Origin of the sequence: Beduini massiliensis, assembly GCF_000829905.1 — a bacterium.
Taxonomy (GTDB): Bacteria; Bacillota_I; Bacilli_A; order Erysipelotrichales; family Coprobacillaceae; genus Beduini; species Beduini massiliensis.
In genome coordinates this window covers 489612-511422 of the sequence record NZ_CDPP01000004.1, presented here as the reverse complement: position 1 = coordinate 511422, position 21811 = coordinate 489612, and the positions used below count along the sequence as shown (strand labels likewise).

Here is a 21811-nt window from a genome sequence, read left to right as displayed (position 1 = left end):
AATTTATCTCCATAATTCTTCAAATTGAGTTTGAGTCATTGAGTGAAGCGGTTCACTGATATCAATCAGCTGATGAGCATCACTATTTCTAAAAAAAGGAATATCTTTTAGATAAGGTGTTCTTTTCTTTACAATGTCAATCTGTTCATCGCTTTTGACTTCAATTCCCTCGATTTTTAAATCGGGAGGGATAAACCCCAAATTTTCAAAAACACTGTAACGTTTATCTAAAACATGAGCTAGGACGGCAATCCCATGATGCTGATGGATGGCAGCAACTGTATCTTCAAGCGAAGTATCAAGCGACGAAAGCAGCAAGCGTTCTTCATGATCAATGATTTCATCATTTTGATTGAAGATCAGCTGATTGCCAAAAAACTCGGGCTTATTTAAAATCACTTGTAAGTGCTGATCTATCCATTCCTGCATGACAGGAAGAACTTTATCTTCTCTGAAATATCCCAGCACATGAATCTCTTCTCGAGTTTGTAATTCAACTCCATAGATGATCTGCACTTTATTACGGCTTATTTGTTTTAGATAGGTCTGTTGTTTTAATGAATTGTGGTCTGTAACAGCGATGACATCCAATTCTTTAATCATCGCCATGTTAATAATATTATTAATGGTCATGGAGTCATCTCCACATGGCGATAAAGCAGAATGGATATGCAAATCGTAAAACATCTTAAATACCTAAAGCTATTAATTTTTTTACTGCTTCATAAGCAGAAAGATGAGTTGTATATAGCGGAAGATTTAATTCTTTAGCCCTTTCTAACGTTGCATCGTCAACTTGTGTTCCTTCGACAAACAGGATGCCTGCCATATCGACAAGGGTTGCCACAGCGAGTGCATTCAAATGCGCTTGAACCGTCAGCCAAAGCTGATTCTCTTCAGCCTTGCTCATCACGATACTTAATAGATCTCCAATGTAGGCACCTTCCATTTGTTTATCTTGGTCACCGGCATGGATCATTTTTATTTCTTCAAGTTGATTTATATCTTTAATCAGCATGATCGTCTCTCCTTTTTACCCGACAATAGGAATCATCGGCTTCATTATCTACAATCTGTTCGGCAAGTGCGCGGCAGTTAGGAAAACCACAGGCACCGCAGTCAAACTGAGGCAGTGTACTCAGCACCTCACTGATCTTTTTAAAACGCTGCATCTTTTCTTTCATACTAATATGTTCTTCATCGATTAACTCATGTTCCTTAAAGTAATCTTCGTTATTAAGCAAAGCAAGATGATGGGTAGAGTGCCCGACCATTTGATCAATATTTAATCGTCCGATAAAAGGATTCGACCATAAGAAGTATCCGCCGATACAGCCTTTATAACAGGCAAATAAACCTAACAGACCAATTTCATCCATATGACCAAACTCCGCCAGTTCCAATACTTTTTTAACGTTATCAATACCACTGATACTGACAACGGGACGAGTTCCCTGTGCAAAATGATAGAAATCACTGACCACGCTTTGAATCCCTTCCTGACTAATTCGAAGTTCCGCTTCATCTTCATTTTTTAAGCGATTGATTTTCGGAAAAATGTGCGATACGCTCATCGCATGATCAATAAAGGAATCTTCATTATCATAGGGATGTTTCGCTAAAGTCATTTTTCCGACACATTCACATAAAGAATAAATCCCAACTTTACCATGCTGATCTGCAAGTCGGTCACGCACTTTTTTAGCGGCAACTTCGACAGGATAGTTGAAAGGCAGCAGATTATCCACTAAAGTCGGATAGCTTTGTTTAATTAGTCGGTTAATCGTCGGACAGAATGAGGAGATTTTTAAACTGTTCTCGTTTTCTATCTGATGCATGGACTCCATATACAAAGCGCCCTCAATATCACTGTATTGCACGACTTCATCAAAACCCAAACGTTCGATTGCTTTAAACATTTTTTTCGCTTCCCCAAAGTTCTTAAAATCTGAAAAGATACTGGTTGAAACGAGAATAACGCGATAATCATATTGTGACATGGTTTTTGTTATATGTTCATTGGTAATCTTAAGACCACGGCTATCGCAGCTTTCAATGCACATGTCACAGTCAATACATTTCTTTTGATCGATTTTGATCTCGTTGTTTTTTAATGTGATGGCCTCTGTGGGACAAGCACGTATACATTTTAAACAGTTTTTACAGGAAGGCAATGTGTAACAAATTGTCGGTTTCATGAAGAAAACCTCATTTTAAGATGTGTCCCTTGGGGTGAAGATTCAATATGGAAATCATTGGCAACACGTTTCATGTTCACTAATCCCATTCCTGCACCAAAACCAAGTTCTCTTGCTTTTGCTGAAGCGGTTGACCACCCCGGCTGCAAAGCCAAATCTAAATTAGGAATACCGGGACCAATATCATCAAAGCATAAAATCACTTCTCCTTCATCGCTCAGTTCAAAAGTAATATCGCCTCCTAAACTGTGAATAATCATATTGATCTCTGCTTCATAAGCGGCAATCGCCACATTCCTTAATGTTTTAGTATCTAATCCCAACTGTTTTAATGTTCGCTTGATGTCACTTGATACTTTTCCAGCATTTTCATAATCGTCTTTCAAGACGTCATAATGCTTAATCATTTAATCTTCCCAATCCGGCTTCATAAAGTAAACCGCATGTCTGAAACATCGTATGCTTAACACTAAGAAGAGCAATGCCTGACATTTTCGCTGTTTGAATTTGTTCCTCGTTTGGAATTTTTCCGCGCACATAAACGATAACGGATAAATCCAGCATTTCAGCGGTACGGATTGCCTGTGTGTTTGCCAAACCGGTGATCAGTAATGTAGCTTCATTATGATCTAATATCAAGGCGAGAGCATCACTCATCAAATCACTGGCAAAAGCATCGATATACTCTTTCTCCAAAATTGCTGGATCTTCAGAATAAATGACATCTGCATCAAGAATTTTAATCACATCTTTTAAAATCATGCCTGTGCCTCAGGAGTCTCTCCTTTTTTATAAGAAAGGACTAAGTATTTGAGTTCATCCAATTGTTTAGAACAACCAAAGACGACTCCATCTACACTGACTACCGGAGCTAAACCGCAGGCTCCGACACAACGGGTTGCATCGATCGAAAAAATACCATCTTCACTTGTTCCATTAACAGGGGCCCCGGTCATTTCTACTAATAAATCCAAAATTGTCTGTGAACCATTGACATAGCAGGCAGTCCCCAAGCATACCCCAATGACATGTTCACCTTTAGGTTCAGTTGTAAACTGTGCATAGAAAGTCACTACACCATAAATTTGTGATACCGGGATATCTAAAGCATCACTCATCATCTGCATTGCTTTGAATGGAATATATCCAAGTTCATGCTGTATTTCATGAAGCATTAATTTTACCGGTCCCATCTCGTCTTTATGGCGATAAATGACATCCTCGACGAAGTCTATAGCCTTCTTATTTAATTTTTCCATTTCCACACCTCTTTCTTATTTTTATCTATTCCCATTATAACAAAAAACACCATAAAATGATACCGTTTTCATTTTTCGAATAGAGTTTTGAAAACACATTATAATTCTATTATAAATTTAATAAGAAATATGTTAAAATACAAAAAAAGAGGTGACCTTATGGATATAGAAAAAAAGCGTTCTTTTATTATTAATGTACTTTATTATGGGTTAATTGCCATCATTGCTTATTTTGTTTTCAAGTACGCTATGGCATGGCTGTTTCCTTTTATATTAGCTTTTTTGATTGTGGCATTGCTGCAGATGATCATTAAGCCTTTAAAAAGAGTGATGCACGCTAAAAATGAACGAATTGCCATTATCATTTTATTATTGTTGTATATATTGATTGGAGCCGGAATCAGTTTGCTTGTCTTTAAGCTGGTGATTATTATCGGAGAAAATTTAAAAAATCTTCCAACCCTGATTGAAGTATATATTGAGCCAACCGTAACGAGATTGTTTAATGATATAGAAAGTTTAGTAGGCAGTCTTTCTCCGCAGCTGTTGGCAATGCTGAAAGACGCAGAGTCTAACTTTATGGAAATTGTGGTCGCTTTTGGAAGTGTGATTTCAAGCAGTTCAATGAAATTTATTTCGGGATTTATTGCCAGTATTCCAAATTTTCTGTTAAGTGCTTTGGTGACCATCATTTCTTCTTTCTTTATCGCCATCGATTATCATCATATCAATCGATTTATCTTAGCTCAGTGTTCACCTAAGGTAAAAGGCCTGCTTTATGAAATTAAGGATTATGCAGTCAACACATTACTGCAAATCATCTTTGCATATGCGAAACTAATGACGATTACGTTTGTGGAATTATCAGTGGGGTTTATGATTTTGGGAGTAGGCAGTCCTTTCTTAATTGCCTTGCTGATTTCAATCTTTGATGTTCTGCCTGTTTTGGGAACCGGCGGCATTATGATTCCATGGGTAGTTTACCTGTTTATCAATAATGAAATTACTTTAGCGATAGGAATGTTGATTCTTTATATTATAATCACTATCATCCGCAATATCATTGAACCAAAGATAGTCGGAAAACAAGTGGGAATCCATCCATTGCTGATGCTGATTAGTATGTTTGCCGGAGCAAAAGTATTTGGCGTATTGGGGCTGTTGATTTGCCCGATCGTGATTATTATTATCATGAATCTTAATGATACTGGTAAAATTCACTTGTATCGAAATATTAATGACGAACCTGATCCATCTTCATGATGGATCTTTTTTATTAAAAAGACGAACTCTTTAGAATCCGTCTTTCTCTTATAATATATTAAAATGTTTTAAAGCATTGACAATACCACCATCTAAATAATCACTGCTGATATATGTCGCTTCCTTTTTTAGGCTATCAATGGCGTTGCCCATCGCTATTTTATTTTTAACGGACTTAAACATACATAAATCGTTGCTGCCATCACCAAATGCAAAACTATCGGCATCTTCCATTTTTAAATGTTTTAATACGCTGGCAATTCCGTCACCTTTGTCATGTGAGATTGTTGTCGCATCCGCTGAAAAAGCACCATGATGGTCATTTAATATAACCTCCTTTTCAAAGGCATTGACAATCTGTTTAAAATGATCATCGTCTTTGTAGAAAACATCAAAGATATAGGGGGTTATTTCTTCGGGCTTCCAAACACGTTCAAAAAAATCATCTCGTTTATACTGACCGTTTAATTTTTCAAACAATGTCTCTGATACATTGCTGATATAGCCTTTTTGACTGCCGATAAACGCATAATCACAATGGACACTTTCACAGATAGAGATAAAGCGTTTTACTTCCTCGGGTGTCAACGGTTTATCCAATATTTGTTCATTATGAAAATAAGCTTGGCGACCATTGCTGGTAATATAACCATCGACTAAATCACCAAACAGCATTTTAGCGTAGCCGATTGGGCGACCGGTACAAATAAATGTATAATGTCCAAGTTTATGAAGTTGTTTTAAAGCTGTGATATTTTCTTTTGGAATATGCTGACCATGAGCAATGGTTCCATCAATATCAAAGAAAAATAATTTTGTCATAATCTCACCTCTAAGTCATTGTAACAAATTTTTATTCCTTATGTAAGCGTTTCAGTGTATAATCAAAAAAGGAGGGTGAATAACATGTATTTAGTATTTGATATTGGCGGGTCATTCGTAAAATATGCAACAATTACCCCAACGGGAGAAATCACATCTAAAGATAAAATTCCTACTGTTCTTGATCAAGGAGCAGAAGGATTCATCGATTCTTTGGAAAAGGTATATCAACAATTCAAAGGCCAAGTGGAGGGGATTGCAATATCAACTCCGGGAGCTGTCGATGTGGAAAAAGGAATCGTTTATAATGGTGGGAATCTTCCTTTTCTGCATCAAGTATGTCTAAAAGACGTTGTTTCAAAACGTTGTGATCATTTACCTGTAGCAGTAGAAAATGACGGGAAATGTGCGGGCTTAGCCGAAGTTTGGATTGGAAGTGCAAAAGATGTTCAAGATGCGATTGTGATTGCCTTTGGTACCGGTATAGCCGGAGCGGTCATTAAAAATAAACGTATTCATCGTGGAAATCGTTTAATCGCGGGAGAAGTAAGTTTCCTGCTAAATGAAATGGATCGTCATAAGGAACCGGTCATTTGGGCACATCAAAATTCAGCGTTGCTTTTAGGCGCTAAATTATCAATAAAAAAAGGAATGCCCAAAGATGCTTTTGATGGTGAAAAGTTCTTTGAAATGCTTCATGAGGGGGATCATGATGCTAAAGAAATTTTAAAAGATTTCTGTTATTCAGCGGCAGTACATTTTTATAACTGCCAGTTAATTTTTGATCCGGATATGATTTGTATCGGTGGCGGAATCAGTGAACAGCCACGCTTGATTGAAGAATTGAAAAATCAGGTAGATGTTATTTGGGAAAAAGTTCCACACATCGGAAAACCAAATGTCGTGAAATGTAAATTCAATAATGATTCTAATCTCTTAGGGGCTCTATACAATTTCATGCAGTTATATCAATTAGTATAATAAAAATGAAAATACACAGTGAGTACAAAACATTGTATCGGCTGTGTATTTTTTTATAGGAGTGTCTTATGGAATGGTGATTTCTTTATCTAAAGCAGAATGAGGAACTTCATGATTGTTCATCAAATTTTTGAAAAACTGCTGATAAACTATTCTGTTTATATTAGATTTTAAATAAATAAAGTGCATCGGTCGCGTAATTTCAAAATCGGTTACACGAAGTTCTTTTAACTGTCCTTTTTTTAATTCTTCTGCCACGACCCCTTCATAAACAAAGGTAATGCCATTCGTATGCTTGATTAATGTTTTAATCATTGATAGATTTCCGATTTCATTGCAATGATGAAAAGAATGAAGATGGTAGAGTGTCTGATTCAAATAATCTTCTAAAATGGCTCGTGTACCGGATCCTTTTTCACGGACAAACAAAGGATAAGAAAATAAGTCATTGAAGGAAATATCCCGATCGGTAAGTGGATGGATACTTCGTGCTACCGGAATAAAACGTTCTTTCTTAAATAAATGATAATCAAAAAGATCGGCATCAAAATGACCTTCGACAAAAGCACATTCCACTTTTCCATTCATCATTTCCTGAATAAGATTTTGTGTGTTTGCCACAATAATCTGATATTCTTGCTTAGAGGTGATTAACACTGGAGCAAGCAAGGTTGGAATATAGTAGTCGGCAATCGACAGTGTTGCACCGATTGTAAATGGTGCAGAGTGCATAGTAATCATTTTTTCAAAAAGTTCTTCATTATGAATCTGAATCCTTGCATAATCGTACAGCATTTCCCCTGCTTTAGTTAATCGAAAAGATTTATGCGGATGATCAATCAGCTTATGCTGATAATGCTGTTCTAGTGCTTTGATATGCTGAGTAACAGCAGGCTGTGTTAAATGAAGCAGATTCGCTGCCTGTGTATAGTTTTGACATTCAACTACTTTAACAAATGTTTTAAGTTTATCGTCGATCATAAGCTCACCTCTAAATAAATTATAATATAAACTTATGATAAATAAAATATTATAATTTTTATTTATGTTTATTCTATGTTACACTGCAAAAGATAGATGGGGGAGAAGATTATGGAAAAAATAAAAGCATATGGACCGGGGTTTATTGTTTGTCTGATCATTGGTTTAATCGCACAGCAGATTGCAAAATTAGTTCCTAGTATTGGAGCGGCACTGTTTGCAATCGGGATGGGGATGCTGGCTGGCAATACCTTTTTAAATAAAGAGATCTTTAATATGGGAACAAAGTTTTCTGAAAGCCGACTATTGGAGTATTCAATTGTCCTAACCGGATTGACATTGCAGTTAACCGATATCATGGGAATTGGAGTGCAGGGTGTAGGCTTTATTGCCTTGCAAATGACATGTACGGTCATGACTTGCTATTTCATTGGAAAAAAACTTGGCTTTGCAAAAAAGTTTTCTTTGCTGATGTGTGCCGGGAATGCGGTTTGCGGATCATCTGCTATCGGAACAGTAGCTCCGATTGTAGAGGCTGACAGTAAAGATAAAGGGATTTCAATCACCATTGTCAATGTGACAGGAACCGTTTTAATGGTAGTGTTACCACTTTTGACAGGTTGGCTGTATCATCATGAAACCTTAAAAACGTCGGCAATGATTGGCGGAACGCTACAATCAATCGGTCAAGTCATTGCTTCTGCGGTAATGGTCAATGGAGAAGTGGTAGAATTTGCGACTATTTTTAAGATTGTAAGGATTATTTTTATCGTATTTATTGCATTGTTTTATTCAAAGATGAATTTAGGAGAGGGAGAACCACTTTTTTCTAAACATACAAAAACAGCTGCCAAAGTGAAAGCAGGAATTCCTTGGTTCGTGGTTGGATTCTTTGTTCTGAGTCTTTTAAACAGCACAGGGTTAATTCCGCATGTTGTATCAGTTATGGCAAAAAGCATTAGTTCACAATTTGAAATTATTGCTTTAGCGGCAATCGGGATGCGAGTGAAGTTCAAAGACTTAGTCAAAGAAGGACCAAAAGCCATTCTTTATGGCGGATTGACCGGAACGGCACAAATTATCTTGGCGATAATCTTTATATCCATCTTATTTGCCTAATAAAAAGGATCAGTCCCAAGATGACATGATCCTTTTTAAATTCTCTAAAATTTGTATATGGTTTGTTTCATTCACTTCCAATAAACAGCTTTCGTTATTCGCAAATACTAAGGCACTTAATTCATCGGTTATTGTAGAAAGTGAGCCAATGATATGTTTATCACTATAAAGACAACGATCAAATTCTTCTAAAAAGATCAGAGCTTTATGATCGGATAGAAAAAGCGGGTCCATTTTAATAATCGTAGCAGAGGATTGAAGACTGTTCATAAGAACTTTAGCACCGAAATAGTCTAAAATATTGGGAACTGTCACAACTTGCTGATTGTTGATCTTAACTTCAATCGGTAAATCGTTGTCATAATCTTCTACCTCGACATGGCTATGGAGATAACGTCCTTTTTCCTGACCATTGATTATATAAGGTAAGATTGTAAAACCGCTGAATGCCTGACCTTTCAATAACTCGTCAATAATGTTGGTTTTCAGTTGATTATTATCTCCCAATAAAAAAATATGTTTAAACATCTTCTTCATCTCCCCAGTTTGGTATATTGGATTTGTATTTTAACTGAATATCTTGGATATTGAAAATCCAACTTTGTCTGCTAACATCACGAGGAAACAATAAGACAAGATCTTTAGGATTGTCTAAATAACCAAGATAAGCATATTCTAATACTTCTTTGTTAAGTTCAATAACTTTTTGAATAGTTATAATAGAAGCTTGTTCGATATAAAAAGGATCAATATTTTGATCATGCAAATATTCACGAAAGCTCACAACATGAAAGTTCAGGTGTTGAATTTGATCCCTTTCATCTAAATACTGATATGTAAAAGTTGTTGTGGGATAGATACGCATTATATTTCCTCCTTAAATAACTGTAACTGCAAGCAAGCCGCCATAATGCCATCTTGACCAATCGGGTGAGTTACGATCGTTGCACAGCGTTTGACGTCTTCAATGCTTTGTCCCATGACTACAGCCGTTTTGGCGTGTTGAAGCATCTTGATATCATTAGGCGAATCACCAAAAGCAATATAAGAAGTATGACCGTAGTGGCGAAGCAGATATTCAATGGAAGAGGCTTTACTGACTCCTTTTGGACTGATCTCTGCATAATTTAAGGCACAAGGAATAATATCAATGTCCTCAATATGCGAAAAATCTTGATAATCTTCTGATTTAGGGGCATATATGTTCATGGCTTCTACTTCCTGCTGATCAAAGATTCCGACTGGTGGTATTGGATTATTGAAATGCTGATGAACTGATACTGTATTTTCATCGGCAGCTTGGGAAATGAAACGCTCTTTGCATTTGACAACGACAGGATAATTTTTTTGTGATGCCATCTTTAAAAAAGCATTGACTGATTTTCTTGGGATCAAGGCTTTAAAAAGAATCTGACGATTTTGATCTAAAACCAATTGTCCGTTATTGCAAATAATGCCATCCCAATTTATGATCTCTGTTAAGTGAGTACGCAATAAAGAGTCATAGCTTCTTCCTGTTGCGATGCACAGCAAATGCCCGCTTTGCTTTAATTTAATCAGAGCTTTTTTAGTAGATTTAGTCATATGAAATTGTGAATCCAGCAATGTTCCGTCAACATCAAAAAATAAGATTTCCTGCATTTTATCACCTCATCTTTAAAATTATAGCAAAATCCTTTCATAAGTACATAAATATTATCTTTTTCTCTTCAAATTTGTAGTCAAAAAGATAAAAATATGTTAAAAAGTTAGAAGGTAATATAGAAAGGAAAGAACATGGAATTTTATCAGGAAGTAGAAAGAAGTATTATAAAAAAATATCGTAAAGAAATATGGCGACCTTTTATAAAAGCCATTAATGAATATCAGCTGATCAAAGATGGGGATCATATTGGCATTTGTATTTCCGGAGGCAAGGATTCAATGCTGATGGCAAAACTGTTTCAGGAATTAAAGCGTCATGGACAGAATAATTTTGACATTGAATTTATTGTTATGGATCCGGGATATAAAGAAGAAAATTTGCAGTTAATCAAAGACAATGCGAAAAAATTAGACATCCCGATACAGATTTTTAAGTCAGATATTTTTGAGATCGTGGATTCAGTGGATGAAAATCCATGCTATTTATGTGCCAGAATGCGACGCGGTTATTTATATCGCTTTGCTCAAAGTCTGGGATGCAATAAAATTGCGTTGGGACATCATTTTGATGATGCGATTGAAACAATATTGATGAGTATGTTTTATGGTTCAGAGATTAAAACCATGATGCCAAAACTACATAGCGACAATTTTGAGGGAATGGAATTGATACGTCCTTTATACTTAGTTAAAGAAGCGGCAATCATTCGTTGGCGTGACTATCATCAATTAAAGTTTTTATTATGTGCCTGCCGATTAACCGAAACAATCACGGATACAGGCGGGGGTTCTAAGAGAAATGAAATGAAACGTTTAATTGCTGCTTATCGTAAGATTTATCCGAATGTGGATATTAATATATTCAGAAGTATTCATAATATCAATTTAGATACAGTGATTGGGTATAAAAAAGATGGAATCGCTCATAGTTTTTTAGATGATTATGATGAAAAATAAACGCTTTTAAAGGAGGCGGACGTATGGCTGTATATTTATCGGAACCTATTCATCCGGATAGTTATGCACTTTTGAAAAGTAAAACTGAGATTGTTGAAGACTTTTCTCAGCCACAAAAGATTGAGGGGTTAATTACTCGTAATATAAAGGTGGATAAAGCCTTGATGGATCAACTGCCCAATTTAAAAATCATTGGCATTCATGGCAGTGGCTGTGATGATGTGGATATCATCGAAGCAAAAAAACGTCATATTCAAGTGTATAATGCTCCCTATCAAAACAGTGCTTCGGTGGCAGAGATGATTGTCATGTTCATGCTGGCTTTGTCAAGACACCTCATCAAAGCAGAATATGATTATTCTGCGCAGACCGTTTGTGAGTTGGCACCGTCTTCTTTAATGGGACAGGAATTAACCGGGAAAACTGTCGGGTTTATCGGTGTTGGTGCTATTGCAAAACAAGCAATCGGAATTTTAAAAGATGGATTTAAGATGAAAGTGCTGGGGTATTCTCGACATTTGAATCAAGCGGCGGCAAACGGATTAGGTATCACACGTTGTGAAACTCTTTATGATGTACTAAGTCAAAGTGACTATGTATGCTTATGTTTGCCTCTGAATGAAGAAACCGATCATTTGATTGGAAGAAAAGAATTAGAAGCAATGAAATCGACTGCTTTTTTAATCAACACGTCTCGCGGTGCCATCATTGATGAAGAAGCAATGTATGTTGCTTTAAAAGAAAAGAAGATTGCCGGTGCGGCCAGTGATGTATTAACGCATGAACCGCATTTTTCAAAATTGATGCTGTTGGAAAACATGATCGTTACTCCTCATTTAGGGGCAAATACAAATGAGGCATTGAAGCGAGTAGGGGATTTATGTGTCCGTCAAATGATTGATGCTCTTCATCGGCGCCCAATTGATTTTGAGGTAAAAGAATGAAAGAGAATGCCCAGGAAGTGGTCGAACTTTGTGTTCAGACCGGAGAGCTTCTTTTAAAAAGCGGGGCGGAAATCTTTCGTGTACAAGATACGCTGGAACGTATTGCAGACAGTTATGGTATCGAACAGTTTCATGTATATGTGATTGCCAATGGGCTTTTTGTCAGTGTCAACGATGGAGAAAAACTCTACACGACTCAGTTACGTTATGTTCCTTTGGCCCCTGTTCATTTAGGCAGAATATGTGCAGTTAATGAGCTGTCTCGTATGATCTGTGATCAACAGTTACCGCTTAAAGATGCCTATTTAAAAATTGAGGAAGCAAAACAGATTCCTTTTTCTTCTCCTCATATGCAGATTTTAGCATCCGGAGTGGGTGCCGCTACGTTTTGTTATTTATTGGGGGGCAGTGTGATGGATAGTGCAGCTTCTTTTATCTCGGGACTTGCCTTATATATTTTTTTCTTATATATATTAAAGGGAAAGACAAGCAAAATCATGCAGAATATCTTAGGGAGCAGTGTGGTTGGACTGATTGGCTGTTTATCCTATCATTTTGGCTTAGGCAATTCTTTGGATCATATTATTATGGGTTCCATTATCCCTTTAGTTCCCGGGGTACTGATTACCACTTCTGTTCGAGATATTATCAACAGTGATTATTTATCCGGTATGATACATCTTTTAGATGCCGTACTGGTTGCAGGATGTATTGCCTGTGGGGTCGGAATCAGTCTTTCCATTTATCAAATGTTAGGGGTGGTATTATGATCAGTCAGGCTTTAGTGGCATTGATCGGAACCATTTCTTTTTCTGTTTTATTTAGTGTTCCTGTCAGTGAATATCTTTACTGTGGCCTTTCGGGGATGATCGGTTGGCTGTGTTATTTAGGCGGGGTGTCTTTAGGACTGGGGTATGCGAAAGCGATCTTTATTGGAGCATTGGTATTAACGATCCTTTGCCGTTATTTAGCGGTGAAAAGGAAATTGCCATTGACCGTTTTTCTGATCTGTGGCATCTTCCCTTTAGTTCCCGGTGCCGGTATTTATTATACAGCCTATTATTTTATAACGAATCAGCATTCGCTTGCTCTTGCTAAAGGCTTGGAAACTTTTTCTACCGCAGTTATGATTGCTTTAGGCATTGTCTTTGCTTTAGCGATTCCTCATACATTTTTCAAAAGAACAAAATAAAAAAGGCGGGGTGTATCCCGTCTTTTCTTTATTCCGTTACTGTTTTAGCGACATGTTCATCAGAAGTAAACACTTCTTTTACCTGACAAACCGCCTTGATACTTCTAATTGTTAATAATGCTTTATATACGACAACAGAAATCGCAAAATCGACCATTCCGTGAATAACAGTACCGCCCCCAACTAAACCAAGCACTGCGTAAACGAATCCTTTGTTGTAATAACCGGCACCTAAATTGTTGCCAAAATAGAATGGACAAACACTGATCATTTCTAATCCCCCATGAATCAATGAAATAACAAAGAAGAAGACGATCATTTTTGGTAATGATTTCATAGTTTCCGGTTTTTTCATTAGGTAATAAGCCCCGCCAAATGCCCAAACGACCTGACTGAATGCTCTGATGACGACAACGATCGGAAATCCTGCCATTAAGAAACCTAAGGTTGTTCCTAAAGAAACAAAGATGGCTACTGTCGGTGAAACAAACATCGCGATCATGATTGCCACATGACTCGCTAAAGTAAATGAGGCTGGCTCTAACACTAACTTAACCGGTGAAAACATTGGAATAATGATGCCGATTGCACATAATAATGCAGCAATGACCATTTTATGGATTTTGTTGTTTTTCATAAATTTTCCCCCTAAATGTATATGTTTGCATATGTGTCATGACACATGACTAAATTATATGGACGACACAGCAAAATGTCAATATATTTGTGAAAAAATTTACATATTTTGAAAGGCTTTTGTCAAGAGTCGTTAAAAGTCTTTTTATCTGTATTTATTTTTAGTATAATAAACTTATATATAAAGGAGGAAAATTATGATCTATAAAAAATTAAAACCATTCCCGCAAGACTTTTTATGGGGGGCTTCTACTTCTGCTTATCAGGTAGAGGGGGCTAACTTGGAAGATGGGAAAGGACCATCTGTTCAAGATGTGAAAAAGGTACCGGAAGGAACTTCTGATTTAACTGTTTGTGCAGATCATTATCATCATTATAAAGAAGATATTGCCTTAATGGCAGAAATGGGGTTCAAAGTATATCGTTTCTCTATTTCTTGGTCAAGAATTATTCCCGAAGGCGTAGGTGCAGTCAATCCAAAAGGGATAGAATTCTATAATAATATTATTGATGAATGCATCAAACATAATATTATTCCTTTGGTAACGATGTTCCATTTTGATTTACCGGCAGCATTAGACGCTAAAGGAGGTTGGTCAAGAAGAGAATCTATTGATGAATTTGTCAACTTTGCAAAAGTGATGTATGAAAACTTTGGGGATCGTGTCAAATACTGGTTAACGATCAACGAACAAAATGTTCTGACATTAATGGGAGAAGTCATTGGTACTTCAAATATCAAATCAAGTAATCCTAAAAAAGAAGCTTACCAGCAAAACCATCATATGTTAGTGGCACAGGCAAAGGCGATGGCTCTATGCCATGAAATGATTCCCGGTGCAAAAATCGGACCCGCACCTAATATTTCATTAACGTATGCCGCCAGCTGTAAACCGGAAGATGTAATCGCCTCACAAAACTTTAATGCCATCAGAAACTGGTTATATTTAGATATGGCAGTTTACGGAAAATACAATAACATTGTATGGGCTTATTTAGAAAACTTAGATGCCACTCCGGATATTGAACCGGGAGATATGGAAATTTTAGCTTCAGGTAAACCTGATTTCATTGGATTTAACTATTATTCAACAGCGACAGTAGAGTATAGTGATGGCAGTGAAGCAAACCAAAAAGGCGGAGATCAGCAAAAAGCAATGGGAGAACCCGGAGTAGTGAAAGCGGCGGCTAATCCAAACTTGCAAAAGACTCAGTTTGGTTGGGAGATTGACCCAGTAGGATTCAGAAGTACTTTAAGAGAAATCTATTCAAGATATCGTCTGCCTTTAATTATTACTGAAAATGGATTAGGCGCTTATGATAAACTAACAGAAGATGGAAAAGTACACGATCCATATCGTATTGAATATTTAAGAAAACACATTGAACAAATTCAGCTTGCTATTACGGATGGAGTAGAAGTGATGGGATATTGTCCTTGGTCAGCGATTGATTTAATTTCTACCCACGAAGGAATGGTAAAGCGTTATGGCTTCATTTATGTTAACCGTGATGAATTTGACTTAAAAGATCTTGCTCGTTATCGTAAAGATTCTTTCTATTGGTATAAGAAAGTCATTGCTTCTAACGGTGAAGATCTAACAGACTAAGAATGCTTCGGCATTCTTTTTTTGGTAAAATTAATTAGGTACCTTGACATTTGAAAGAAATAATATAAAATATCACTAGGTACCTAATTAATTGATAAAGGAGAGATGTTATGCCGAAGATGTATTCTTCAGAAGTAAATGATAAATTAAAAGAACCAAAACCTAAAAATATAAAAGAAGTACCACGTTATCTTAAAAATGTGTTAAGAAGTACGGGTGAACGTTTGTTTTATATTGCCCGTTTAGTATGGGAAGCGAAACCATCCCTATTGTTTTTAATGGGGGTTATGACTCTGTATAATGGTATTATGCCGATTATCGGAACCTTAATTACAGCCCATTTATTGGGACAAATTGTCCTTTCGTTCACTCAGGAAGTTAATTTAATCGTGCCTTTAATGTGGCAGTTTGGCTACAGTTTTATAAACAGCTTAGTCAACAGTTTAAATAATTCCATCACTAAAATATCTGGGGAGATTGTGACGAACCATGTGAAAGTAAAGATCATGAATAAAGCAAAAACCATCGATCTGGCTTCGTTTGATATGCCTGATTTTTATGAACGCTTGGAAAATGCGAATCGTGAAGCCGGAACTCGACCTGTTAATATCATGGAATCCACCTTTAATCTCATCAGCAAGATTATTTCAATGTGCAGTTATTTTGTTGTTTTATCCACTATTCTAGTGAAATTAGGCTGGACTGCTTATCCGTTCTTTATAGGCTATGTGGCATTATCGATTCTTTCTGCTGCGGTCAGCTTTTATTTTCGCCGTCAGAATTTTTTATACATTCGTGTCCGTTCTAAAGAGCGCCGTCAGTTAACGTACTACAGTGACTTAATGGTAAATAAAGACATGGTAAAAGAAATTCGTTTGTTTGGATTATCAGATTTATTAATCGGTCGTTATCAAGATACTTTTCGCCATTATTTTAAAGGGATTAAGAAGATTATTTGGAAAGAAGGCGGATGGAATATCTTTTTAGCTTTATGCTCCGCTTTATTAAACGGAATCTTATTTTTTATGATCGCCACGAATGTATCACAGGTGGCAGATTATTCTGTCTATACCGGGGCTTTAAATTCTATTTCAGCGACACTGTCTGCATTGATTGCGACAGGAGCGACAATTTATGAAGGCTCTTTATTTATTGATAATATGATTTTATTTATGAATGAAGAAGCGCATATTCTGTGTTCATCAAAAGAAGCCTTGCTTCCTAAACGTCACTGTGGGCATACCATTGAATTAATAGATGTCTGTTTTGCGTATCCGGGTTCTCAAAAGAATGTCTTGAATCACATCAATCTTACGTTGAATGCCGGAGATACGGCAGTTTTGGTAGGACTTAATGGAGCTGGAAAAACGACCTTGATTAAACTCTTGACCCGCTTATACGATCCGACAGAAGGACAAATCTTATTGGATGGGGTAGACATTCGGCTTTATGATACACAGGCATTGTATAAGATGTATGGCATTATTTTCCAGGATTTTGGTAAGTATGCAATGAATGTTGAAGAGAATATCCGCTTTGGCGATATCAGCAAAGTCTATTCAAAAGACGAGATCGAAAAAGCGGCAGTACAAGCTAATGCCGATCCGTTTATCGGACAATTAAAAAATGGTTATGAGACCCCTTTGATGCGTTATTTTGAAAAAAACGGCACTGAACTCTCGATTGGGCAATGGCAGAAATTATCTGTTGCAAGGGCTTTCTATTCCGATTCGGATATCCTTATATTAGATGAACCAACGGCATCTCTGGACCCTTTGGCGGAGCAGGAAATTTTCAATCAGTTTGATATGCTAAGAAAAGATAAAACAACACTTTTTGTATCCCACCGCTTATCCAGTGCCACAACAGCAAATAAAATTATCGTCTTAAAAGAAGGGACCATCTCAGAAATGGGAGATCATGCCACTTTGATGGCTAAAAAGGGGGATTACTACCAACTGTTTAGTACCCAAGCAAAACGATATCAAGAAACCTAAAGTGCTCAGCACTTTTTTCTTTTTCTAAAGAAAAATGCTATAATAGGGAAACAAGGAGGGATGAAGATGCAGCTGCTTTATGCAACCCGGAATAATTCTAAAATTTATAATATGAAAAGACGGTTAAAAGGATTGCCGATTGAACTCGTTACCCCTAATGATTTGAATCTTAAATTAGAGGTTCTTGAAGACGGCCAAAGTCCAAAAGAAAATGCTTTGAAAAAAGCAACCGCATATTTCCAACATACACAAATTCCTACGATCGGTGCCGATTCGGGACTTTATATTGATCGTGTTCCTAAAGAAAAACAGCCGGGATTATGTGTTAGGCGGATTCAAGGGAAAGAGTTAACTGATGAAGAAATGATTGCTTATTATGTCAGCCTGATGGATAGTATCGGTGGGAAAAGTAGGGCACATTACTTGACGGGGCTGGCAATCGTGAATGAGTCCGGCATATACACAACGGAGATTGAAGAAGATGCCTTTATCATGACATCATTGATGGATAGTAAGCATTCACATCGAGGAAATCCATTAGATGTTTTAACGATAGACCCGTATTTAAACAAATATTATTCAGCGATGAGTGATGATGAATTTTTAAAACATAACTTTCTTTTTGAAAAGCAGTGCCTGTCTTTCATTCAAGAAACGCTTTTTGCAAAGGAGAAAATAGGATGATCATTTATAAACCTTTAACTATAGAAGAAATAAATATCGATTTGTTTACTCATTTTTATCGTCGGCAAAATGTGACTGACTGCTGGCGTAACATCGAGGGTGTCTGGCAGATTAAAGAATGCCCATTTATTGATGATTGGACAGTAGAAGATTATCAAGAGCTGATTGACTGTCTGCATCATACTATACAGACGAAAGGCTATGTTTTAGGTGCCTTTTTTGATCAACAGTTAAAAGGGTTTATTTGTGTTGAATCCAGTTTCTTTGGAAAGAATAAAGACTATCTTGATCTAAGCAGTCTCCATGTATCTCATGATATGCGACATCTTGGGATTGGCAAGACATTATTTCAATCTGCCAAGAAATGGGCGAAAAAACAGGGGGCAAAGAAACTTTATATTTCTTCGCATTCGGCAGTGGAGACACAGTCTTTTTATCAGGCAATGGGATGTGTCGATGCCATCGAAATAAATGAGATGCACGTAATGTGTGAACCCTTTGACCGTCAATTGGAGTGTTTATTATAAATATTTTATCAGAGTACAAAAGAAAGGATATGACCATTATGAATATAGAGAATCTCATCAAAACAGAATTTAGAGGCTGCATATCGGTTACTCAGGAAAACACGCCCCTTTTTTTAAAGGCATATGGCTATGCGGATCTTCCTAATAAAGTGCCAAATGATGCGGAAACCAAATTTGCAACGGCTTCTGCCGGAAAAGTATTTGTCGCAGTGGCAATTTTACAGCTTATAGAAGCTAAGAAGCTTAGTTTTAATGATAAAATCGGGGATCTTTTAGACTTTGATCTAAAGGCAATCGATCAGAATATTACGATCGAGGAATTGTTAACACATACATCGGGAATGCCGGACTATTTTGATGAAAGTATTATGAATGAATATGAAGATTTATGGATTGATTTTCCTAACTATAAGATTCGCTCTAACCAAGACTTACTGCCCTTATTTATAAATAAACCTATGATGTATGAACGTAAAAGTAAATTCCAATATAATAATGCAGGCTATGTCCTGTTAGCTTTGATTATAGAGAAAATCACCGGAGCAGCGTTTGATCAGTATTTAAAAGAAAAGATATTTATTCCCTGTGGGATGACTTGTACAGGCTATTATGAGTTGGATTGTCTTCCTCCAAAATGTGCTTATCACTATATTTTTGATACAGATCGGAACGGTTATCGAACGAATATTTTTAGTGTCGACGCTAAAGGTACCGGTGCGGGCGGCGCCTTTACAACGGTTAAAGATATTCAACTGTTTTGGCAGGGATTACTTTCGTATCAGCTGTTATCGCAGACTATGATAAAAAGCATGATGACTAATCATAGTGGTGAAGCGGACTGTTATGGTTATGGGATATGGCTGAAAAAGCAAGGGAGTCACTATCTTCCTTATTTTCAAGGAAGTGATCCCGGAGTTAGCTTTATTTCCAGCTGCGATAAAGAAAAAAAGACAGTGATTACCTTAATAAGCAACTATGGGGATAATGTCTGGAATCTGCATAAAGCGATTGTTTTAGCTTTAAAATAGAAAGTCCCAAAAATGAATATAATTAAGTTGCATATAAAATTAAAAATGCTATGATATAGATTAGTCAATGAACATGCTATTTGAAAGGGGAAGACTATGAAAAATCAAAAAATTATGGTTCTTTTTACCAATCATTGCCGTTTTGTCAGCCATCTTTGGTTGTTTTATTAAATTGAATAAATGGACACATATTAAAAAGGAAAAATAGAGTATGCAATTAAATACAAACTTAATTATAAATATATTATCAAAGCACGATCTTTTAATCTCTGCTCCACAAGTAGATATACAAGTCGAAAGTATCTCTTTTCATTCAAAGAAGTTAGGCCATAACTGTTTGTTTGTCTGTAAAGGCAATAATTTCAAAAAAGAATATTTAGAAGCAATTCTCCATTCGCTGAGTGCTTATATCAGTGAGGTGGATTATGACGTAAATCTTCCTTTGATTTTAGTAAAAGATGTATTAAAAGCTATGGCACTCTTAGCGGATGCTTTATATGATTACCCTAGCCGTGATTTGAATTTAATCGGTATTACAGGAACAAAAGGAAAAACCTCTTCACTGTATTTTCTAAAGAGTATTTTAGATGCCCATTCTAAAGAAGGGGATACCGCCTATTTAGGATCAGTGGAAATCTATAACGGCGATCATATCGTTCCCTCTTTATTGACGACACCGGAATCTCTAACTTTACAGCAGATTTTTCGTGATGTGAAAGAAAATGGGAAAAAGAATGTTATTATGGAAGTGTCTTCACAGGCATTAAAATATGATCGTGTATATGGGATTGAATATCAATATGGAATCTTTTTGAATATTTCCAATGATCATATCAGTGATGTGGAACATCCTACATTTCAAGATTACATTGAATCAAAATTAAAACTATTCAATCATTCAAAAGTCTGTATTATAAATGCGGATTTGCTTGACTATTTAAGTGAAGAACTAAAAAAACAGGTGTATACATTCTCGCTTACACAAGAGGCAACGATTAAAGCGGAAGATATTGAAATGGATACTCAAGGATCACATTTTAATATTTTGTATAAAGGGGAGACCTATCCTATTTATTTATCTGTTCCCGGATTATTCAACATAGAAAATGTGTTATCGGTAATTTTAGTCGCATTGGATATGGGAATTCCGATGAAAGATATTCAGTATGGATTAGCACATACCAGCGTTCCTGGCAGAATGAAACAGTTTAATGATGAACATCATCAGATTGCAAGTATTGTCGATTATGCTCATAATGATGCGAGTTTTACACAGATTTTTAAATATGCACGACAATTTTATCCCGATTATCATATTAAAGCAGTATTTGGCTGTCCGGGGGATAAGGCGTTTAATCGTCGCCATGAATTAGGTCAGGCGGCAAACTGTTTTGCCGATGAAATCTATTTGGTTCCGGACGATTCCGGTCATGAGGATATTGAACAGATCAACCGTCAAATTGCAGAAGTGATCACGGATAAACCGTATTACAGCTTTGAGGATCGGGAAGTCGGCATTCAAAAAGCTTTCATGGATATTGAAGGACCTACTATCGTTATGGTATTAGGAAAAGGCAATGAAACCACACAAAAAGTAAATGGTACCACGGTTCCTTACCCAGGGGATGAAGAAGTTGTAAAAGCAAGTATGAGACAATTTGCCAATAAGGAAGTCTCTTTATAAAAGAATATTAAAATCTAGTTTAGACTGCAGATAAATCATTGTTTATCGCAGTCTTTTTTCGTTTTCTTTATTTTTAGAATAATACAATAAATTTGATGATTGAATCGATTTTTCGTTATTGTTTTTTAGTATAATGACAAATAATTATTGTTTTATAAAAGGAAATAAAGTCAAAAAACCACAACATAATTGTACTTATGTTGTGGTTTTTATGCTTACGGCTATTTACGTACTCATTATAGAGGAAATCGCCCTGTTTTTCAAGGTATTATCATGTAAAAAGAA

Annotated in this window: 25 protein-coding genes; 13 read left to right on the top strand and 12 right to left on the bottom strand. The window is 36.4% G+C overall.

Features of this window, described 5'->3' with window-relative positions; translation table 11 throughout:
- Positions 1 to 3 precede the first annotated feature (3 nt).
- From BN1225_RS06305 to BN1225_RS06280, 6 genes are read right to left on the bottom strand one after another with little or no spacing between them, the layout of a single operon-like run.
- Positions 4 to 687 (bottom strand): PHP domain-containing protein, encoded by a 684-nt coding sequence (locus BN1225_RS06305; protein ID WP_041138928.1) that lies wholly within the window; start codon positions 685 to 687, stop codon positions 4 to 6.
- Position 688: 1 nt separating this feature from the next.
- Entirely contained in the window at positions 689 to 1018 is a 330-nt protein-coding gene (locus BN1225_RS06300; RefSeq protein ID WP_041138927.1) for a hypothetical protein, read from the bottom strand.
- A complete protein-coding gene (locus tag BN1225_RS06295) occupies positions 1008 to 2198 on the bottom strand; it encodes a [Fe-Fe] hydrogenase large subunit C-terminal domain-containing protein (protein WP_041138926.1) in 1191 nt (396 codons plus the stop codon). The genes BN1225_RS06300 and BN1225_RS06295 overlap by 11 nt, the downstream gene beginning before the upstream one ends.
- Positions 2195 to 2605 carry an ATP-binding protein gene (locus tag BN1225_RS06290; protein WP_041138925.1) on the bottom strand — a complete coding sequence of 137 codons (411 nt, stop codon included), beginning with the start codon at positions 2603 to 2605 and terminating at the stop codon, positions 2195 to 2197. Before BN1225_RS06290 ends, BN1225_RS06295 begins: the two co-directional genes overlap by 4 nt.
- Entirely contained in the window at positions 2598 to 2960 is a 363-nt protein-coding gene (locus tag BN1225_RS06285) for a hypothetical protein (protein WP_041138924.1), read from the bottom strand. The genes BN1225_RS06290 and BN1225_RS06285 overlap by 8 nt, the downstream gene beginning before the upstream one ends.
- Entirely contained in the window at positions 2957 to 3457 is a 501-nt protein-coding gene (locus BN1225_RS06280) for an NADH-quinone oxidoreductase subunit NuoE family protein (RefSeq protein WP_041138923.1), read from the bottom strand. Before BN1225_RS06280 ends, BN1225_RS06285 begins: the two co-directional genes overlap by 4 nt.
- A gap of 159 nt (positions 3458 to 3616) precedes the next feature.
- Between BN1225_RS06280 and ytvI the strand changes: the two genes are divergently transcribed.
- Complete coding sequence (ytvI, locus tag BN1225_RS06275; RefSeq protein ID WP_041138922.1) at positions 3617 to 4720, top strand: sporulation integral membrane protein YtvI; 1104 nt, start codon at positions 3617 to 3619, stop codon at positions 4718 to 4720.
- A 48-nt stretch (positions 4721 to 4768) separates the two neighbouring features.
- Here ytvI and BN1225_RS06270 read toward each other — a convergent pair whose 3' ends face one another.
- Positions 4769 to 5542: a Cof-type HAD-IIB family hydrolase gene (locus tag BN1225_RS06270; RefSeq protein ID WP_041138921.1), complete on the bottom strand. Its 774-nt coding sequence runs from the start codon at positions 5540 to 5542 to the stop codon at positions 4769 to 4771.
- Between the two features lie 84 nt (positions 5543 to 5626).
- Here BN1225_RS06270 and BN1225_RS06265 point away from each other — a divergent pair, with 84 nt between their 5' ends.
- A complete protein-coding gene (locus tag BN1225_RS06265; protein WP_041138920.1) occupies positions 5627 to 6523 on the top strand; it encodes an ROK family protein in 897 nt (298 codons plus the stop codon).
- Positions 6524 to 6589: 66 nt separating this feature from the next.
- Here the strand turns inward: BN1225_RS06265 and BN1225_RS06260 are convergent, their stop codons facing one another.
- Complete coding sequence (locus BN1225_RS06260) at positions 6590 to 7504, bottom strand: LysR family transcriptional regulator (protein WP_052466411.1); 915 nt, start codon at positions 7502 to 7504, stop codon at positions 6590 to 6592.
- Positions 7505 to 7615: 111 nt separating this feature from the next.
- Here BN1225_RS06260 and BN1225_RS06255 point away from each other — a divergent pair, with 111 nt between their 5' ends.
- Positions 7616 to 8623 carry a YeiH family protein gene (locus BN1225_RS06255; protein ID WP_082029293.1) on the top strand — a complete coding sequence of 336 codons (1008 nt, stop codon included), beginning with the start codon at positions 7616 to 7618 and terminating at the stop codon, positions 8621 to 8623.
- A 9-nt stretch (positions 8624 to 8632) separates the two neighbouring features.
- Here the strand turns inward: BN1225_RS06255 and BN1225_RS06250 are convergent, their stop codons facing one another.
- The 3 genes from BN1225_RS06250 to BN1225_RS06240 are packed head-to-tail and all read right to left on the bottom strand — an operon-like array spanning position 8633 to position 10264.
- Complete coding sequence (locus BN1225_RS06250) at positions 8633 to 9151, bottom strand: hypothetical protein (protein ID WP_041138918.1); 519 nt, start codon at positions 9149 to 9151, stop codon at positions 8633 to 8635.
- Positions 9144 to 9488 (bottom strand): hypothetical protein, encoded by a 345-nt coding sequence (locus BN1225_RS06245; RefSeq protein ID WP_041138917.1) that lies wholly within the window; start codon positions 9486 to 9488, stop codon positions 9144 to 9146. The genes BN1225_RS06250 and BN1225_RS06245 overlap by 8 nt, the downstream gene beginning before the upstream one ends.
- Positions 9488 to 10264 (bottom strand): Cof-type HAD-IIB family hydrolase, encoded by a 777-nt coding sequence (locus BN1225_RS06240; protein WP_041138916.1) that lies wholly within the window; start codon positions 10262 to 10264, stop codon positions 9488 to 9490. The genes BN1225_RS06245 and BN1225_RS06240 overlap by 1 nt, the downstream gene beginning before the upstream one ends.
- 135 nt (positions 10265 to 10399) lie before the next feature.
- On the opposite strand from BN1225_RS06240, the gene BN1225_RS06235 reads away from it, so the two are divergent.
- The 4 genes from BN1225_RS06235 to BN1225_RS06220 are packed head-to-tail and all read left to right on the top strand — an operon-like array spanning position 10400 to position 13360.
- On the top strand, positions 10400 to 11224 hold the full coding sequence (locus BN1225_RS06235) for a tRNA lysidine(34) synthetase (RefSeq protein WP_041138915.1): 825 nt from the start codon (positions 10400 to 10402) through the stop codon (positions 11222 to 11224).
- Between the two features lie 23 nt (positions 11225 to 11247).
- A complete protein-coding gene (locus BN1225_RS06230) occupies positions 11248 to 12168 on the top strand; it encodes an NAD(P)-dependent oxidoreductase (RefSeq protein ID WP_052466409.1) in 921 nt (306 codons plus the stop codon).
- Positions 12165 to 12938: a threonine/serine exporter family protein gene (locus BN1225_RS06225; protein ID WP_041138914.1), complete on the top strand. Its 774-nt coding sequence runs from the start codon at positions 12165 to 12167 to the stop codon at positions 12936 to 12938. The genes BN1225_RS06230 and BN1225_RS06225 overlap by 4 nt, the downstream gene beginning before the upstream one ends.
- Positions 12935 to 13360: a threonine/serine exporter family protein gene (locus BN1225_RS06220; RefSeq protein WP_041138913.1), complete on the top strand. Its 426-nt coding sequence runs from the start codon at positions 12935 to 12937 to the stop codon at positions 13358 to 13360. Before BN1225_RS06225 ends, BN1225_RS06220 begins: the two co-directional genes overlap by 4 nt.
- A gap of 28 nt (positions 13361 to 13388) precedes the next feature.
- On the opposite strand, the gene BN1225_RS06215 is transcribed toward BN1225_RS06220, so the two are convergent.
- A complete protein-coding gene (locus BN1225_RS06215; protein WP_052466407.1) occupies positions 13389 to 13997 on the bottom strand; it encodes a hypothetical protein in 609 nt (202 codons plus the stop codon).
- Between the two features lie 196 nt (positions 13998 to 14193).
- On the opposite strand from BN1225_RS06215, the gene BN1225_RS06210 reads away from it, so the two are divergent.
- The 6 genes from BN1225_RS06210 to BN1225_RS06185 all read left to right on the top strand — a co-directional run bounded on the left by BN1225_RS06210 (position 14194) and on the right by BN1225_RS06185 (position 21526).
- Positions 14194 to 15606: a glycoside hydrolase family 1 protein gene (locus BN1225_RS06210; RefSeq protein WP_041138912.1), complete on the top strand. Its 1413-nt coding sequence runs from the start codon at positions 14194 to 14196 to the stop codon at positions 15604 to 15606.
- A gap of 110 nt (positions 15607 to 15716) precedes the next feature.
- Positions 15717 to 17603, top strand: coding sequence for an ABC transporter ATP-binding protein (locus BN1225_RS14075; RefSeq protein ID WP_052466405.1), 1887 nt, complete (start codon positions 15717 to 15719; stop codon positions 17601 to 17603).
- Between the two features lie 66 nt (positions 17604 to 17669).
- On the top strand, positions 17670 to 18287 hold the full coding sequence (locus BN1225_RS06200; protein ID WP_052466403.1) for a non-canonical purine NTP pyrophosphatase: 618 nt from the start codon (positions 17670 to 17672) through the stop codon (positions 18285 to 18287).
- Positions 18284 to 18814: a GNAT family N-acetyltransferase gene (locus BN1225_RS06195; RefSeq protein ID WP_041138911.1), complete on the top strand. Its 531-nt coding sequence runs from the start codon at positions 18284 to 18286 to the stop codon at positions 18812 to 18814. Before BN1225_RS06200 ends, BN1225_RS06195 begins: the two co-directional genes overlap by 4 nt.
- 38 nt (positions 18815 to 18852) lie before the next feature.
- Positions 18853 to 19842: a serine hydrolase domain-containing protein gene (locus BN1225_RS06190; RefSeq protein WP_041138910.1), complete on the top strand. Its 990-nt coding sequence runs from the start codon at positions 18853 to 18855 to the stop codon at positions 19840 to 19842.
- A gap of 211 nt (positions 19843 to 20053) precedes the next feature.
- A complete protein-coding gene (locus BN1225_RS06185) occupies positions 20054 to 21526 on the top strand; it encodes a Mur ligase family protein (protein ID WP_052466401.1) in 1473 nt (490 codons plus the stop codon).
- Positions 21527 to 21811 lie beyond the last annotated feature (285 nt).